The organism is Micromonospora sp. RV43 (assembly GCF_001029515.1).
Classification (GTDB): Bacteria; Actinomycetota; Actinomycetes; order Mycobacteriales; family Micromonosporaceae; genus Micromonospora; species Micromonospora aurantiaca.
In genome coordinates this window covers 10163-28709 of the sequence record NZ_LEKG01000034.1, presented here as the reverse complement: position 1 = coordinate 28709, position 18547 = coordinate 10163, and the positions used below count along the sequence as shown (strand labels likewise).

General features: G+C 76.0%; 4 protein-coding genes. 1 reads left to right on the top strand and 3 read right to left on the bottom strand.

The annotated features are described in order from the left end of the window. The first annotated feature begins 109 nt into the window (after positions 1 to 109). Complete coding sequence (locus ABD52_RS11455; RefSeq protein WP_047891793.1) at positions 110 to 871, top strand: thioesterase II family protein; 762 nt, start codon at positions 110 to 112, stop codon at positions 869 to 871. A gap of 67 nt (positions 872 to 938) precedes the next feature. Here ABD52_RS11455 and ABD52_RS11450 read toward each other — a convergent pair whose 3' ends face one another. From ABD52_RS11450 to ABD52_RS11440, 3 genes are all read right to left on the bottom strand, one after another. Then, a complete protein-coding gene (locus ABD52_RS11450; protein ID WP_013285627.1) occupies positions 939 to 1826 on the bottom strand; it encodes a class I SAM-dependent methyltransferase in 888 nt (295 codons plus the stop codon). Between the two features lie 29 nt (positions 1827 to 1855). Next, the gene (locus ABD52_RS11445) at positions 1856 to 3418 is read right to left on the bottom strand and encodes a bifunctional 3-(3-hydroxy-phenyl)propionate/3-hydroxycinnamic acid hydroxylase (RefSeq protein WP_047891792.1); all 1563 of its coding nucleotides are present in this window, start codon (positions 3416 to 3418) and stop codon (positions 1856 to 1858) included. Positions 3419 to 3488: 70 nt separating this feature from the next. Further along, on the bottom strand, positions 3489 to 18329 hold the full coding sequence (locus ABD52_RS11440; protein WP_047891791.1) for a type I polyketide synthase: 14841 nt from the start codon (positions 18327 to 18329) through the stop codon (positions 3489 to 3491). Between the last annotated feature and the right edge of the window lie 218 nt (positions 18330 to 18547).

Sequence of the window (18547 nt, the reverse complement as noted above, 5' to 3'; positions counted from 1 at the left end):
ACCGACCAGCTAGGGGTGTCCGGTCCCGACCCGCCGCACTAGCGTCGCCTCGACCGGGTCCACGCCCGATCCGGTCGGCAACCGCAGCCGCCGGAAGGACCACCAGAGGATGACCACGCCAGAGACCGACAACGGCTTGTGGGTGCGACGCTTCCACCCCGCCCCGGGCGGCGCGAGGCGCCTGGTGTGCCTGCCCCACGCCGGCGGGTCGGCAAGCTTCTACTTCCCGGTGTCCCGCGCTCTCTCCCCCGCCGTGGAGGTGCTGTCGATCCAGTACCCGGGGCGGCAGGACCGGCGCCACGAGAAGTGCATCGGCGACATCCACGACCTCGCGCGCGAGGTGTTCACCGTGCTGCGGCCCTGGCGGGACGAGCCGCTGGCCATCTTCGGGCACAGCATGGGGGCCAGCCTCGGCTTCGAACTCGCCCGGCTCATCGAGCAGGACGGCGGCAGCGTCGCGCATCTGTTCGCGTCCGGGCGCCGGGCGCCGTCGAAGTCACGGCACGAGACGGTGCACCTGCTCGACGACGAGGGGCTGCTGGCCGACGTCCGGAAGCTGAGCGGCACCAACTCCGCCGTCCTCGGGGATCCGGAGATGCTGCGCGCCGCGTTACCGGCGATCCGCAACGACTACCGGGCCGCCGAGCGGTACACCTACCGGCCGGGGCCGCCGCTGAGCTGCCCGATCACCGTCCTCACCGGCGACGACGACCCGAAGACGACTGTCGACGAGGCTCGGGCGTGGTCGGACCACACCACTGGAGCGTTCGACCTGAAGGTCTACCCGGGCGGGCACTTCTTCCTGGCCGAGCACCAGCCGGCGATCCTGCGGGCCGTCTCGGCAACCCTGAGCGCGGCACCGGCGGTCTGATCTCACGCCGACGGGGGCCCGTCCACCGGTCGTGACGACCGGTGGACGGGCCCCTCGGTACGCGCTGTCACCGCTTGTGGCCGACCGCGATCACGTAGTCGAGCTGCGCCAGCTCACGCTTCATGAGGTCCTGGTTCTTCCAGTGGGCCGCCATGCTCTTGCGGACGGCCGGCTTGACGACGGCCCGGAACGCGGGGTCATTGGTCCGCTCGGCCATGTACGCCCGCCAGCCCTCCCACGTCCGGTCCTTGATCGAGCGGACCTCCGGGTTGGCGAAGCCGGCCTCGACCAGCTCCTGCCGGTACGTGTCCCGGTCGTGCCAGTTCTCCTTGGGAATGCTGAACTTGACGAAACTCAGCGGGCCGGACTGGATGGCCGCGCGGACGACGTCGCCGCTGACCGGGATGATGTCGGCAGTGGCGAGCACGCCGCCCGGGCGCAGCACCCGCAGCGCCTCGGCGAAGAACGCGCTGCGCGGGTAGAAGTGGAAGGCGGACTCCAGGGCGACGACCCGGTCGAAGGTGTTGTCCTCGAAGGGCAGTTCGGTGGCGCTGCCGAGCCGGAAGTCGGTCCGGTCGGCGAGCCCCTCCTCCTGCGCCCGGCGCTGCGCCGCCTCGACGTGATGCGGGGTGATGTTCAGGCCGTACACCTTGGCGACCTGGCGCTCGCGCAGCCACTTGAAGTCCTGGTCCCCGTAGCCGAAGCCGACGTCGAGCACGGTGTCGTCCGGCTTGAGCCCGGCGGCGTCGGCCAGCTTGTCGGCCAGCGCGTCGGCGGCCGTGTCGATGTCGGTGACCCCGTCGGACCAGTAGCCCACGTTCATGTAGTGGGTACGGCGGGCCGCGAACTCCACGTCGGGTGACTGGATCTCGTAGAAGCGCCGGACCCGGGTGATGGGGTCGGCGGTGAAGACCGTGCGGATCGCCCGGCCGGCGATCTTCAGGTTCTCGAACATGTCGGTTCCTTCCGGTGGGTGGATGCCGATCAGCCGCGCCGGATCTGCCGGCGCAGATCCTCGACGAGCGCGGGCACAGCGGCCGGGTCGGCGGCGGTGCCGAAGACGTAGAAGTCGGGCCGGACGAGGACCGCCACCGCGTCGTACCGCTTGAGGTGGGCCAGGTACACGTCGTCGAGGTCGAAGGCGGTCGGCGCGGCGCCGGATCCGGGTGCGGGCGCACCGGCGGGAACGATCCGGACGACCCGCGCGCCGAGCGCGTCCAGGAAGGCCCGGGCGTCGGCGTCGAGCAGGTCGTCGGGGTCCTCGGCGCAGAGCAGGACGAAGCCGGTGCCGACGACCTCGTCGAAGAGCCCGGCGCGGCCGTCGACCTCGACGCGACCCTGCGGCATCGGGGCGCCGGCGGCCTCGCAGCCGCTGTGCCGGACCCCGCCGGACAGGGGCTCCAGCAGGGACCGGGTGCGCGGGCGGGCGGTACGCCGGCGCAGCTCGGCGAGCATCGCGGCGTCGCGGCCGGCCGCGGCGGCGCGGTCGGTCTCGCAGATCACAGTGCCCGAGTCGATGGACATCCGGATGGCGTGCTGCACGTGCGCGCAGCGCTCCTCCTGGTAGGTGTCCAGCAGAGCCTCGTCGGCCAGGCCGCGGTGCACCAGGTCGAGCTTCCAGGCGAGGTTGAGGGCGTCGCGGAAGCCCGAACTCATCCCCTGCCCCATGAACGGCGGCATCACGTGCGCCGCGTCGCCGGCGAGCAGGATCCGCCCGGAACGCCAGCGCTCGGCCGAGCATGCCTGGGTGGTGTAGACGCCGTACCGCTCCAGGGTGGCGTTGTCCGGGGTGATGTCGAAGAGGCCGAGCAGCCGCCACACACTCTCGGCGCTCTCGAACTCCTCCCGGCTCTCCCCCGGCACCCGCATGAACTCCCACCGCCGGTGTCCCGGGCCGGCCGACACGGCCGTGCGGGGCCGCGCCGGGTCGCAGACCTGCAGGTTGTTCGGCTTGAACTCGCGGGCCTCGTGCGGGACCACGTCGCAGACCAGCCAGTCGTACGTGAAGCCGAGGTCGGTGACGCCGCTGCCCAGGTGCTCCCGCACGAAGCTGTTGGCCCCGTCGCAGCCGATGACCCAGCGGGCCGCGCGGACCTCCTCGCCGTCCGGGCCGGCGATGGTCACCTCGACCCCGTCGGCGTGCTCGACCAGGCCCGTCACCTGGTACGGGCGCAGCACCGTGACACCCGGCAACTCCGCGCCCCGCTCGGCGAGCAGCGCCTCCAGTCCCGGCTGGTAGAAGGAGACCGAGTCGGGCCAGCCCATCGGCCCGTCGCCGGTGACCTTGACGTGCAGCAGGGTCCGGCCGAAGCCGTTCTTGAAGGTGTACTCGCCCGACGACTCCACCACCGGGCCGAGGCGGTCGGCGACGCCGGCGGCGGCCAGGACACGGCTCGCCTCCCCGTCGTACGACACCGCGCGGGGGAAGTTGTACGGGGTGGCCCACCGCTCGACCGCCGTGACGGTGAGCCCTCGCTGCGCCAGCAGGATCGTGAGCATCTCACCGACGGGGCCGTAGCCCACGATCAGGACGTCGGTCGTCAGCATCGGTATCGGTTCCTCGGGGGTCGGTCGGACACGGGGTCGGCTTGTGGCGTGCGGGGCGGCCGGACGGCCATCAGATACCGAGTTCGGAGTCGATGAGGTCGAACAGGTCGTCGTCGCTGGCCAGTTCGAGGTCGAGGTCGGGATCGCCGCCCGAGCCGGCGCGCATCGTCCGCCACTTGGCGATCAGCACCTCCAGGCGGGACCCGATCTGGTCGTGCAGCTCCGGTTCCACAGTGGCCTCGGTCAGCGAGCGCTCCAGGTTCTCCAGGTCCGCGAGGACCGGCGGGACCGCCGGTCCGGTGTCCGGCGCCAGCTCGGACACCAGGTACGTGGCCAGCTCGTTAGGGTCCGGGTAGTCGAAGATCAGCGTGGCCGGCAGGCGAAGGCCGGTGGCCGTGGTCAGCCGGTTGCGCAGCTCGACGGCGGTCAGCGAGTCGAAGCCGATCTGACTGAACGCCCGGCCCGGGGCCACCGCCGCCCGGCTGCCGTGCCCGAGCACGCTCGCCGCCTGCTCGCGTACCAGGTCGACCACCAGGGTGTGGCGCTCAGGCCCGTCCAGCGCCGCCAGCTGGTCGGCGAGCGTACGCCCGCCGCCGGTCGGGGTGGCCGCCCGCGCGGTCGGCCGCTCCCGGCGCAGCAGCCCACGCAGCAGCGCCGGTGGCCGCTCGACCCGCTCGCCGAGCGCGGCGACGTCGATCCTCGTCGGCACCAGCACCGGCTCGGCCAGCCGCAGGCCCGCGTCGAACAGGGCCATCCCCAGCTCGGACGGGATGGCGAGCTGCCCGTCGCGGGCGGTGATCCGGGGATCGGTGCGGTCCAGCTTGGCGGTCATCTCACTGGCCTGCTCCCACAGCCCCCAGGCGAACGACCGGCCCGGCAGCCCCTCGGCGCGGCGGGCCAGGGCGAGCGCGTCGAGGAACGCGTTCGCCGCGGCGTAGTTCGCCTGACCGGGTACGCCGAAGACGCCGGCGCCGGAGGAGAAGAGCACGAACCCGGCGAGGTCGAGGTGACGGGTGAGCTCGTGGAGGTGCCACGCGGCGTCGAGCTTCGGCGCGAAGACCGTGTCGACGCGCTGCGGGGTGAGGGCGGTGACCACCCCGTCGTCGAGCACTCCGGCGAGGTGCACGACGGCGGTCAGCGGGTGCCGATCCGGTACCGCCGCCAGCACCCCGGCGAGGTCGTCCCGGTCGGACACGTCGGCTGCCACCACCGTGGCCTCGGCACCCAGGGCCCGCAGCTCGTCGACCGCCTCGGCCGCACCGGGGGCCCGCTCGCCGCGGCGGCTGACCAGCAGCAGCCGCCGGACGCCGTGCGTCTCGACCAGCCGCCGGGCGACCAGCCGGCCCAGGGTTCCGGTACCTCCGGTCAGCAGCACCGTGCCGTCGGGATCCCACTCCCGGGGCATGGTGAGCACCACCTTGCCGACGTGCCGGGCCTGGCTGACGTGCCGGAACGCCTCCGGTGCCTGGCGGACGTCCCACACCTGGGTGGGCAGCGGGGTGAGTACCCCGCGTTCGAAGAGCTCCAGCAGCACGACGAGCATGCGCTGCACCTCGTCGGGCTCCTCCAAGGTCAGGTCGAAGGCGGTGTAGGCCACCCCCGGGTGGTCGGCGGCGACGCGGTCGGCATCGCGGATGTCGGTCTTGCCCATCTCGACGAACCGCCCGCCGCGCGGCAGCAGCCGCAGCGAGGCGTCGACGAACTCGCGGGCCAGCGAGTCCAGGACGACGTCGACACCCCGGCCGCCGGTGGTGGCGGCGAAGCGGGTCTCGAAGTCGAGGGTCCGGGACGAGGCCAGGTGTTCGTCGTCGAGACCGAGCGCGCGCAGGGCGCCCCACTTGCCGGGACTGGCGGTGGCGTACACCTCGGCCCCGAGGTGGCGGGCGAGCTGCACGGCGGCCATGCCGACGCCACCGGCCGCCGCGTGCACCAGCACCGACTCGCCGCGGGTGAGCCCGGCCAGGTTGATCAGCCCGTGGTAGGCGGTCAGGAAGACCACCGGCACGGAGGCGGCCTCCACATACGACCAGCCGACCGGCATCGGGGCCAGCAGGCGGCGGTCGGTGACCGCGACGGGCCCGAAGCAGCCCACGAAGACCCCGAACACGTGGTCGCCGGGCCGCAGGTCGGTCACCTCGGCGCCCACCTCGACGACCTCGCCGGCGCCCTCGCCGCCGAGCGGTCCCGCGTCGCCAGGGTAGAGGCCGAGTGCGTTGAGCACGTCGCGGAAGTTGAGGCCGGCGGCGCGGACGCGTACCCGGACCTCGCGGGGGCCGAGCGCGGCGTCGGCGGCGTCGGTGGCGACCAGAGTGAGGTTCTCCAGGCTGCCCCGCACCGGCGCGTCCAGCCGCCACGCGGCGGCGGGTGGTGCGGGCAGCTCACCGGCCGACCCGGCCCGCGCCAACCGCGGCACGTACGCCGCGCCGACCCGGATCGCGGCCTGCGGCTCGTCCGCCGCCAGCAGGGCGGCCACCTCATCGGGGCCGATCCCGTCGTGGTCGACGTCGACGACGACGATCTGGCCCGGGTTCTCCGACTGGGCGGAGCGCACCAGACCCCACGCCGCCGCGGCGGCCGGGTCGGTCACCTCGCCGGCGTGGTGCACGGCCACCGCGCCTCGGGTCACCAGCAGCAGCCGCGACGCCGCCCAGCGGGGCTCGGTGAGCCAACGCCGGACCAGGTCGAGGGCCTGTACGGCGGCATGGCGTGCCGCGCGGGCGGCGGGCTGCGCGGGGTCCGCGTCGAGCGGCACGAGCACCGCCGCGGGCAGAGCCAGTCCCGCGTCCACGGCGTCGGCGAGCCCGTCCAACCCATGGTGCAGCGGGAACCCGTCCAGACCGGGGGCGACGGTCACGGCGTCGACCGGAGTGGCCGACTCGACGGGCGGCAGCGGCGTCCAGTCGACGCGGAACAGGGCGTCGCGGGTGGCGCGGTCGTCGGCGACGGCCAGCTCGGTGGCGGAGATCGGGCGCATCGTCAGGGCGGCCACCTCGGCCACCGGGGCGCCGGTCGGATCGGCGACGGTCAGCGCGATGGCGTGCGGCCCGACCCGGTTCAGCCGTACCCGCAGGGCGGTCGCCCCGGTGGCGTGCAGGCTCACGCCGCTCCAGGCGAACGGCAGCAGGAGCTGGCCGGCCCCGGCCCCGGCGAGCCCGCCGAAGTGCGCGGCGTGCAGGGCGGCGTCGAACAGGGCGGGATGCAGGCCGTACCGGTCGGCGTCGACCCGCTGGGCCGCCGGCAGCTCCACCTCGGCGTAGACCTCATCGCCGCTGGTCCACACCGCGCGCAGGCCCTGGAACGCCGGCCCGTACTCGTACCCGTCGGCTTCCAGGCCGGCGTAGAAGCCGGTCAGGTCCACGGGCCGGGTGTCGGGCGGCGGCCAGACGGTGAGCTGCGGAGACACCGCGGGCTGATCGGCGCGGAGGGTGGCGCTGGCGTGCCGGGTCCACGGCTGTCCCGCCGGCGCGTCGGCGGGCCGGGAGTGCACGGTCACCGGGCGGCGTCCGTCGCCGGCGCCCGCGCCGACCACCACCTGAACCTGCGTCGCTCCGCCGGCGGGCAGGGTCAGCGGCGCCTCGATGACCATCTCGTCGAGGAACGGGTGGCCGACCTCGTCGCCGGCGCGCAGGCAGAACTCCACCAGGCCGGTGCCGGGCACCAGCACGCTGCCGGTGACCCGGTGATCGGCCAGCCACGGCTGCGCGTCGGCCGACAGCCGCCCGGTGAACAGGTGGCCCCTCGTCTCGGCCAGCACGACCGACGCGCCGAGCAGCGGATGACCGGCGGTGTCCAGACCGGCGGCGCCGACGTCGCCGGGGCCGGAGATCGGCCGGGGCCAGTAGCGGCGGTGGGCGAACGCGTACGTGGGCAGGTCGACGCGCCGGCCGCCGGCCAGTGCGGGCCGCCAGTCCACCGCGACCCCGGACACGTGGAGCTGGGCCAGGGAGAGCAGGAACCGCTCAAGGCCGCCCTGGTCGCGTTGCACCGAGCCGACCACCACGGCATCGCCGTCGTGGTCGGCGAGGGTCTCCTCGACGCCGACGGTGAGCACCGGGTGCGGGCTGCACTCGACGTACGCGTCGTGGCCCTCGGCGGCCAGCGAGCGGATCGCCCGTTCCAGCTCGACGGGCCGGCGCAGGTTGCGGTACCAGTAGTCGGGCCCCATCTCCTCGCCGTCGAGCCAGCGCAGGTCGGTGGTGGAGAACAGCGGCACGGCGGCCGGACCGGGGGTGATGCCGGCCAGCACCTCGGCCAGCTCGTCGCGGATGCGTTCCACCTGGGCGGAGTGGGAGGCGTAGTCGACGGCGATCCGACGCACCCGGGTCTGCTCGCCGGCCAACTCGGCGAGCAGTTCCTCGACCGCCTCCGGCTCGCCGGACACCACGACGGCGGCCGGCCCGTTCACGGCGGCGACCGAGATCCGCTCGCCGAAACGGGCGATCCGGTCGCGGACCGTGTCGGCGGGCAGCGCGACGGAGGCCATCGCCCCGTGCCCGGCCAGAGCCCGCAGCGCGCGGCTGCGCAGCGCCACCACCCGGGCCGCGTCGGGCAGGGACAGCACCCCCGCGACGCAGGCGGCAGCGATCTCGCCCTGGGAGTGGCCGACCACGGCGGCCGGCTGCACACCGTACGAGCGCCACAGCTCGGCCAGCGACACCATCATCGCGAACAGGGCGGGCTGCACGACGTCGACCTCGTCGAGGCCGGGCGCGCCGGGCGCCTGGCGCAGCACGTCCACCAGCGACCAGTCCAGGTACGGTCGCAGCGCCGCGTCGCAGGCCGCCATGCGTTCGGCGAACACGGGGGCCTGGTCGAGCAGGTCCAACCCCATGCCGAGCCACTGTGCGCCCTGCCCGGGGAAGACGAAGACGCAGCGGCCCGCGGGACGGGCCTCGCCGCGCGTGACCGCCGGGTCGGGCCGGCCCTCGACGAGCGCGTCGAGGGCGTCGGCGGCCCGCTGCGCCGAAGCGGCGACCAGCACCGCCCGGGAGTCGAAGGTGCCTCGGGTGGTGGCCAGCGACCAGGCCACGTCGAGGGGCCGCCGGCCGGGCCGGGCGGCGAGGTCCGCCCGCAGCCGGCGCGCCTGGCCGATGAGCGCCTGCGGGGTACGCGCCGACAGCAGCCATGGCAGCGCACGCTCCTGCGGCGGCTCGGATCCGGCGGCCTCCGGCATCGTTTCGGCGACCGACTCGACGATCACGTGGGCGTTGGTGCCGCTGATGCCGAACGACGAGACGCCGGCGCGCACCGGCCGGTCCGCCGCCGGCCACGGGCGGGCCTCGGTGAGCAGCTCCACCGCGCCCGAGTCCCAGTCGATCCGCGAGCTGCGGCGCTCGGCGTGCAGGGTGCGCGGCAGGACGCCGTGACGCATCGCCATGACCATCTTGAGCACGCCGGCGACGCCGGCCGCGGCCTGGGTGTGCCCGAGGTTGGACTTGACCGAGCCGAGCAGCACCGGCGGTGCGCCGGGCGGACGCTGCCCGTACGTGGCGAGGATCGCCTCGGCCTCGATGGGGTCGCCGAGCGACGTGCCGGTGCCGTGGGCCTCCACCACGTCCACCTCGGCGGCGGTCAGCCCGGCGGCGGCGAGCGCGGCCTTGATGACCCGTTCCTGCGACGGCCCGTTCGGGGCGGTCAGCCCATTGGACGCGCCGTCGGAGTTGACCGCCGAGCCGCGTACGACGGCCAGGACCGGGTGGCCCCGGCGGCGGGCGTCGGAGAGCCGCTCGACCACCAGCATCCCCACGCCCTCGGACATGCCGAAGCCGTCGGCGTCCTCGGCGAACGCCTTGCACCGCCCGTCGGCGGCGAGGCCCCGCTGGCGGCTGAAACCGGTCAGCCCGGCCGGGGTGGCCATCACGGACACGCCACCGGCCAGGGCCAGGTCGCAGTCGCCCTGGCGCAGCGCCTGCACGGCCAGGTGCAGCGCCACCAGGGAGGCGGAGCAGGCGGTGTCCACGGTGATGGCTGGTCCCTCCAGCCCGAGCGCGTAGGCGACCCGGCCGGAGAGGACGCTGCCGGCGGTGCCGGTGAGCAGGTGCCCCTCGTCGGCGGTGACCTCGCCGTCGTCGGAGACGACGCCGGGGGCGACCCGGCCGGCGTAGTCCTGCCCGTGGGTGCCGGCGAAGACACCGGTCCGGCTGCCCCGCAGGGTGGCCGGGTCGATGCCGCCGCGCTCCAGCGCCTCCCAGGAGGTCTCCAGCAGCAGCCGGTGTTGCGGGTCCATGGCGAGGGCCTCGCGGGGGCTGATGCCGAAGAACTCGGCGTCGAAGTCGGCGATGCCGGTGAGGAACCCACCGGAACGCACGTACGACCGGCCGGGCGTGCCGGGCACCGGGTCGTAGAGGTCGGCCAGCGGCCAGCCCCGGTCGTCGGGCAGGTCGCCGATGACGTCGGCGCCCGCGTCGAGCAGCCGCCACAGCTCCTCCGGGGAGCCGATACCGCCAGGGAAACGGCAGGCCATCGCGACGACGGCGACCGGCTCGTCCAGGGCGACGGTGCTCGCGTCGGTGACCCCGGTGGCCGCGGTGCCGAGCAGCCGGGCGTGCAGGTGCGCGGCGAGCAGCTCGGGAGTGGGGTGGTTGAACACGGCGTGCGGGGCGAGCCGGACACCGGTGACGGCGGTGAGCCGGTTGCTCAGCTCCACTGCCATCAGCGAGTCGAAGCCGAGGTCCTTGAACGGGCGGCGCGGCTCGACCTGCTCGGGGCCGGCGTGCCCGACCACTGTGGCGCACCGGGTACGGACGAGGTCCAGCAGCAGCTCGGCGCGCTCGGGCTCGGCGAGTTCGGCCAGCCGGTCGGCGAAGCCCTTAGCGGCGGCGGGCGCGGAGGCGGCGTTGACCGCCCGGCGGGGCGGCGGGGGCAGCAGTGCCCGCAGCAGGGCGGGCACCTCGCCGGAGGTCCGTACGGCAGCCAGGTCGAGCCCGATCGGCACGAGCGCCGGCCGGTCCACGTCCAGGGCGGCGTCGAACAGCGCCAGTCCGGCAGCCGTGTCGAGGGGGCGGGTGCCGCCGCGGGCGAGCCGGGCCAGGTCGGCCGGGCTGAGCCGGCCCGCCATCCCGTCCCGGGCGGCCCACAGCCCCCAGGCCAGGGCGCTGCCCGGCAGGCCCTGGGCACGGCGGTGCGCGGCGAGCGCGTCGAGGAACGCGTTGCCGGCGGCGTAGTTGCCCTGGCCGGGGCTGCCGAAGGTGGCGGCGGCCGAGGAGAAGAGCACGAACGCGGCCAGGTCGAGGCCGGCGGTGAGTTCGTGCAGGTGCCAGGCACCGTGCACCTTGGAGCGCAGAGCCCGTGCCCAGCGGGCGGGATCGAGGTCGGTGATCAGGGCGTCATCGGTGGCCCCGGCTGCGTGCACGACGGCGACGAGCCGGCCGGCCAGTGGGGCGATCACCTCGGCGAGCGCCGCCCGGTCGGCGACGTCGGCCGCGACCACCCGGACTGTGACGCCGGCGTCGGTCAGCGCTGTCGTCCAGTCGCCGGACCGGCCGCTGCGGCTGACGAGCACCAGTTCGGTGACGCCGTGCGCAGTGGCGAGGTGGGTGGCGACCTGCCGGCCGATCCCGCCGGTGCCGCCGGTGACGAGTACGGTGCCACCGGCCAGAGCCGCCCGCGGCGTGCCGGCCGGGGTCTGCGCCACGGGGCGGAGGCGGGGCAGCAGCGCACGCCCGTCGCGGACGGCCACCTCGGGTTCGTCCTCGGCGGCGGCCAGCGCCGAGCGGACGGCGGCGTCGTCGGTGGTGTCGAGGCTGAGCAGGAGGAAGCGGTCGGGTTGCTCGGCCTGGGCGACGCGGAGCAGCCCGGCCACCGGGGCGTGCACCGGGTCGCCGTCGCGCAGGGCGAGGGCCAGGCGGGTGGTCTCCGCGCGGGGGTCGGCCAGCCAGGTCTGGAGGACGCCCAGCACGGCGAGGCTCACGGCGTGCGCCCGGTCGGGCACCGGCCGGCCCGGCTCGCCGTCGCCGACCCGCAGCACGAGCAGCGGCGGCAACGGCCCGTCCGGGGGCGTGTCGTCGGCGATCGTCCAGGAGGGCGCCGGGGTCGCCGGGAACGCCGCGGGCAGCCAGTCGACGACATACAGTCCGGCGGGGGTGGCCGCCGTCGTCGGCGGGCCGGCGGGCGGCAGGTCCACCGCCCGCAGCACCACCCGGTCGGCATCGAGCACGGGCCTGCCCGCGTCGTCGACGGCGCTCAGCGTCACCGCGTCCGCCCCGCCGGGGGCCAGGCAGACACGCAGCGCGTGCGCTCCGACGGCGTGGCGGCGCACGCCCGCCCACTCGGTGGGCAGCAGCCGAGCGGTGGGCCCGGCGTCGGCGACGGGCGCGAAGTCGGCGAGCGGGAGCAGGCGCAGCGCCGCCTCCAGCACCAGCGGGTGCACGCCGTACCGCTCGGCGTCCGGGTCGCGGGCGTCCTCCGGCAGGCGTACGTCGACGAAGAGCCGGTCGGCGGTGACCCAGGCGCCCCGGACCAGCTCCCCGGCCAGCGCGCGGTGCTGTGGTGCGCTCAGATCCACCGGCCGGGCCCCGGTGGGCGGCCAGACGGGGGCGAAGGCACCCCGACCGCTCCCCGGGTCGACGGGCGCGAGCACGGCCTCGGCGACCTCACGCCAGGGCAGCCCTTCGCCGGCCCGGACGTGGCAGTGCGCCACCCGGTGTCCGTGCCCGTCCGGCGCGCCGACACCGATCTGCACGTCGAGGGTCGCCTCGGTGGGCAGCGGCACCGGCTCGGGGATGTGCAGCCGCCGCACGCTCGGGGCGCCGAGCTGGTCGCCGAGGTGGGCGAACATGTCCAGCAGGGCGGAGGCGGGCAGCAGCGGGGCCGTGCCGTCGCCGGGTGCGGCCAGCCACGGTGAGGTGGCCGTTGACACCTGCCCGGTGCAGACCACCTGCGCGGTGCCGGCGACCGCCAGCAGCCCGCCGAGCAGCGGGTGCCCGACGTCGGCCAGCCCGGCGCCGCCGGGACCGCCGACACCGGTGGGAGCGGGCAGCCAGTAGTGCCGGCGCTGGAAGGCGTACGTGGGCAGGTCGACGCGGCGGTGCGGGCCGGGGCCGGCGAGGACGGCACGGTCCACGGCGACGCCCCGCACGTACAGCCGCGCCACGGCGGCGAGCAGCGCCTCGGCCTCCCCGGCGGTGCCCCGTACGGCGGGGACGAAGGCCAGTTCGTCGGCCTCGGCGACGAGGCAGTCCTGGGCCATGGCGGTGAGTACGCCGGCCGGGCCGATCTCCAGGAAGGTGGTGACGCCTTGCCCGTGCAGGGCCCGTACCCCGTCGTGGAAGCGGACGGTGCCCCGCACGTGCGCCACCCAGTGCTCGGGCGAGCAGAGACGAGCCGGGTCGACGGGGTGACCGGTCAGGTTGGACACCACCGGCAGGTGCGGGGTGCGGTACGTGAGGCCGGCGGCCACCGCGCGGAACTCGTCGAGCATCGGGTCCATGCGCGGCGAGTGGAACGCGTGCGACACCCGCAGCCGGCTGGTGCGGCGCCCGGCCGCGCGCAGCGTGTCCGCGACGGCCAGCACCGCGTCGGTGTCGCCGGAGAGGACGACGCTGGTGGGGCCGTTGACGGCGGCCAGGCCCACCCGGTCGGTGAGGTACGCGGCTACCTCGGCCTCGTCGGCCTCGACGGCGACCATCGCGCCCCCGGCGGGCAGCTGCTGCATCAGCCGGGCACGGGCGGCGACCAGCGCCGCCGCATCGGCGAGGGAGAACACCCCGGCGACGTGCGCGGCGGCCAGCTCGCCGACGGAGTGGCCGAGCACCGCATCGGGGCTCACACCCCAGGACTCCAGGAGGCGGTAGAGCGCCACCTCGAAGGCGAACAGCCCGGGCTGGGTGTACAGGGTCTCGTCGAGCAGGCCGGCCGGTTCGGTGCCCTCGGCGGCGAGGACGACGTCCGCGACGGGGTACGGGGCGTGGCCGGCCAGGCAGCGATCGAGTTCGGCGCAGGCGGCGTCGAAGGCGGTGGCGAAGACGGGGTACGCCGCGCACAGCTCGCGGCCCATGCCGGGGCGCTGGCCGCCCTGCCCGCCGAAGAGCAGGCCGAGTCGGCCGTCGACGACCCGGCCGGTCGACACGCTCGGCAGGTCCGGGTCCGGGCCGCTGCGGACCAGCGCACCGAGCCCCGTCCGGGCGGACTCCGCGTCGCCGACCAACACCACGGCCCGGTGTTCGAGGGCCGCGCGCGTGGTGGCGAGGGCGTGCCCGACGTCGACCGGGTCGGCGTGCGCCCCCGGCCCGTCGAACCACGCCAGCAAACGGGCCGCCTGACCACGCAGCGCCTCGTCGGAGGCCGCCGAGAGCAGCCACGGCACGGGCGGCCGGACGGTGCCGGGCGACGGCGGCCCGGCGGCGTCCTCGGCGGTGGCCGGCGGGTCGGCGGGCGCCTCGACGATGACGTGCGCGTTGGTGCCGCTGATGCCGAACGACGAGATGCCGGCTCGGCGGGGCCGGCGTACGTCGGGCCACGAGCGGGCCTCGGTGAGCACCTCGACCGCGCCGGCCGACCAGTCCACCTCGGACGTCGGGGCGTCCACGTGCAGGGTGCGCGGCAGCGTCCCGTGCCGCATGGCGAGCACCATCTTGATCACCCCGGCGGCACCGGCGGCGGCCTGGGTGTGGCCGAGGTTGGACTTCAGCGACCCCAGCCGCAGCGGTTCCGCGTCGCCGCGTCCCACTCCGTACGTGGCGAGCAGCGCCTGGGCCTCGATGGGGTCGCCGAGCGACGTGCCGGTGCCGTGGGCCTCGACCACGTCCACGTCGGCGGCGGAGAGCCCGGCCGCCTCCAGCGCCCGGCGGATGACCCGCTCCTGGGCGGGCCCGTTGGGGGCGGTCAGCCCGTTGGATGCGCCGTCGGAGTTGACGGCGGAGGCCCGCAGCACGGCGAGGACGGGGTGCCCGTGCCGGCGGGCGTCGGAGAGCCGTTCCAGCAGCAGCACCGCGACGCCCTCGGACCAGCCGGTGCCGTCGGCGCCGTCGGCGAACGCCTTGCACCGGCCGTCCGGGGCGAGCCCGCGCTGCCGGCTGAACTCCACGAACGCCTGCGGGGTACCCATCACCGCCACGCCGCCGGCCACGGCGAGGGAGCAGTCCCCGGCGCGCAGCGCCTGGGCCGCCAGGTGCAGCGCCACCAGCGACGAGGAGCACGCCGTGTCGACGGTGACCGCCGGCCCCTCCAGCCCCAGCGCGTAGGCGACCCGGCCGGAGACGACGCTGCCGGCGGTGCCGACGCCGAGGTAGCCCTCGGTGCCGGGCGGCGCCTGGCGCAGGTTCGCGGCGTAGTCGTGGTGCATGACGCCGGTGAAGACGCCCGTGGCGCTGCCACGCAGCGAGGTGGGGTCGATGCCGGCCCGCTCGAACAGCTCCCAGGCGGTCTCCAGCAGCAGCCGCTGCTGCGGGTCCATGGCGAGCGCCTCGCGCGGGCTGATCGCGAACAGGGTGGCGTCGAACTCCGCGGCGCCGGTGAGGAAGCCACCGACCCGGGCGTACGAGGTGCCGGGGCGGTCGGGGTCGTCGGAGAAGAGGTTCGCCAGGTCCCAGCCCCGGTCCGTGGGGAACTCCGTGAGTCCTTCCCGGCCCTGGTCGACCAGATCCCACAGCTCCTCGGGGGAGGCGACGCCGCCGGGGAGCCGGCAGGCCATGGCCACGACGACCACCGGGTCGTCGCCCGTGGACGGCACCGCCGCCGGGTCCGTCGTGGGAGCGGCCTGCGCGGCGGCACCCCGCAGGCGGGCGGCGAGGTGCCGGGCGAGGGCCTGCGGGCTGGGCCGGTCGAACGCGACAGTGGCGGAGAGCCGTACCCCGGTGGCCCGGGCCAGCCGGTCGCGCAGGGCGACCGCGGCGACCGAGGTGAAGCCGAGTTCCTTGAACGCGCGGCCGGGGCGGACCGCGGCCGGGCCGGGCAGCCCGGCCACCTGGGCGGTGGCGGTGCGGACCAGGTCGAGCAGGAGCCGGTCCCCCTCGGCGGTGGTGAGCCCGGCCAGCCGGCGGCGCAGCTCGGCGGCGTCCCGGTCGTCCGTGGCGTCGCCGGGCTCCGCGACGGGCCCACGCCAGGCCGGGTGGGCGGCGTCGACGTGGCCCGCCGGGCGGGCGAGCACGACCAGGTCGTTGCCGTCGTGGGCCACGTCGAACGCGGCGAGGTCGGCGCGCACGGCCGCCGGCACGGTGCCCGCTCCGGGTCCGGTCGCCGCCGGGACGCCGGGCAACGACCCGCCCTCGGCGGGCCCGGTCGTGCCGACGAGCCGGGCCGGATGACCGGCGGCCCGACGGCGGGCGACCAGGGCGTGCAGGGCCCCGACGGCCGAGGCGGCCCGCTCCGGGCCCGCGGCGCCCAGCAGCAGGGCGGACGGCACGAGGACGGTGAACGTCGCCCCCGGGTGCCGGCTCGCCGCGTCCAGCGTCGCGGCGAGCCGGAGCAGCCGGGCGGCGCCCTCGGCGTCGGCCAGGTCGTCGCCGCACGGGCCGAGGAAGACCGCGCCGAACGCCTCGTCGCCCACCCGCTCGGCGGGCAGCACGACGGCTTCCGCACCGGTGGCGGTGAGTTCGGCGGCCAGGTCCGCCACGGCCGGGGCGGGCGTCGCGCCGGTGGACAGCAGCCGCAGCCGGCGGACGCGGTGCGCGGCGACGAGGTGCCGGGCCAGCGCGGCGCCGGTCGGTCCGTCGGCACCGGTGACCAGCACCGGGCGCTCCGGGTCGGCCACGGTCGCCGGCCGTGCCGGCGCGGTCGCCGGTGCGGGCACGAGGGCCGCGTGCCGGGCTGCCCCGCCCCGCAGGGCGACCTGCGCGGCACCGGCGTCCACGACGGCGGGCAGCAGGGCGAGCGAGCGGGCCGAAGCGTCGTGGTCGACCAGCACGATCCGGTCCGGGTATGCGGCCTGCAGGCTGCGCCCGACCGCCCAGACGGCACCGGCCGCCGGATCCGGCCCGGCCCACCCGGCGGCGTCGCCTGCCCCGGTGGCCGCGTCGCCGGACAGGCCGTGCGCGCCGGGCCGGGTCGCCCCGTCGCTGGCCGGGCCGGTCAAGAGCACCAGCCGGGTGCCGGCGAAGCCGTCGTCGTCGAGCCAGCCACGCAGCCGGCCGGCGAGATCCGCCGCGTCGGCGTCGGCCGGCCCGGCCAGCAGCACCGTCACGTCGGGGGCGTCGGGGGCCGCCCGCAGGGTGACCAGGTCCCGGTGGGCCCGGAACCGCTCCCCCGGCGACGCCGCGCGCAGCGGCTCCACCAGCGGCTCGCTCCCGGCGCCGACAAGCGCCCAGCGGCGGGCCGGGCCGGCGGCGTCCTGCGCGGCCGCCGGGACGGGCGCCGCCACCTGCGGTACGGCGGCCAGGTCCAGCGGTCGCCAGGCGAGCAGGCTGAGCGCCTCGTGGTGGCTGCCGTTGACCGCCCGCAGCCGCGCCGGCCCGTCGGACAGGAGCCGGCGGGTGACCTTGCCGGACGGGGTGCGGGGCACCTGCCCGATCTCGTACAGCGCTTCGGGAACCTTGTGGTAGCTGAGCCTCTCCCGGCAGGCTGCGAACCCCGCGGCGGGGTCGAAGCCCTCCGGCCCCGGCACCACGAACGCCACCGGCACCTCGCCGAGCACCTCATGCGGCCGGCCGGTCACCGCCACGTCGGCGACGCCGGGCACCGCGCGCAGCACCTCCTCCACCTCGGCCGGGTGGATCTTCTCCCCGCCCCGGATGATCAGCTCCTGGTGGCGGCCGGTGACGAAGATGTTGCCGTCGGCGTCGCGGCGGGCCAGGTCGCCGGTGCGGTACCAGCCGTCGCGCAGTGCGGCGGCGGTGACCGCCGGCAGGTTGTGGTAGCCGAGCATGACGCTCGGACCGCTGACCCAGACCTCCCCCTCGGCGCCGGTCGGCACGTCCAGACCCGTCTGCGGGCTGACCAGGCGCACCTCGACGCCAGGCACCGCGCGCCCACAGGAGCCCTCGGCCCGGGGCTGCTCCGGCCGGGTGACGGCGATCGAGCCGCAGGTCTCCGTGCTGCCGTACGCGTCGAGCAGCGGCGCGTCGAAGACCTCGTCGAACGCCCGCCGCAGCGCGCCGGTGGTGATCGCCCCGCCGACCAGGCAGACCCGCAGGGCCGGGGCGCGGAAGCCGGTCTCCCGGGCGGCGGTGACCAGGTGGTGGTACATGGCCGGTACACCGGCGAGCACTGTGGCCTCGTCCTCGTCGACCGCGCGCAGCACGTCGTCGGCGGAGAAGCCGTCGATGAGCCGGGCCGTGGCCCCGACCGCCGTCACGCTGAGCACGCACCCGATGTGGGAGAGGCTGTGAAACAGCGGCAGTGGCCAGACCACCCGGTCGACGGCGGTGAGCCCGGGGATCGGCACGTAGCAGGCGGCGACCGACCAGAGGCAGGTGCGCTGGGTGGAGAGCACACCCTTGGGCCGGCCGGTGGTGCCGGAGGTGTAGAGCATCCAGGCCACCTCGTCGAGGCCCAGGTCGTCGCGGGCGCCCACGGCCGGCTCGGTATCGACCAGGTCGCGCCAGGCGACGACCTCGTCCGGAACCGGGCTGTCCCCGGTGACCACGATCCGCAGGGCCGGCCGGGAGGTACGCAGCCGCAGCATCTGGTCGAGGTGGCGCGGGTCGGTGACCACCAGCACCGCACCGGAGTCGTCCAGCAGATGGGCCAGTTCCGCGTCGGTGCTGTGCGGGTTCACCGGCACGCCGACCGCGGCGGCCCGCGTGACGGCCAGCCAGGTCTCCACCGTCTCCACGCGGTTGCCGAGGCAGAAGGCCACCCGGTCGCCCCGGGCGACCCCGGCTGCCGCCAGGTGACCGGCCAGCCGACGGGTCCGCGCCGCCAGGTCGGCGTATCCGACCGCCCGGCGGTCGTCGCGGAATGCGACCTTGTTCCCCAACCTGGCGGCGTGCGCCTCGATCAGATCGGACAACGGCTGGATCAGGTCGCTCCGAAGCATGTCACCACATCCATCCGTCGGCGAGACTCCTCATCCGCGGCGTAGACCTCGCTCGCCGTAGCGGCCCAAGTCTTCCGAGCACCCTGCCGACGTCCTACCCCTGTCACCCCCTAAGTCGTCCCCAGTTCGGAGCGCCGATCGGGTGGTGGAGCGGGCCTGCGGGCCGATGATGGGGCGACCCCGCAGACCGTCGAGTCCCCGTGCTCCACCCGCCCGTC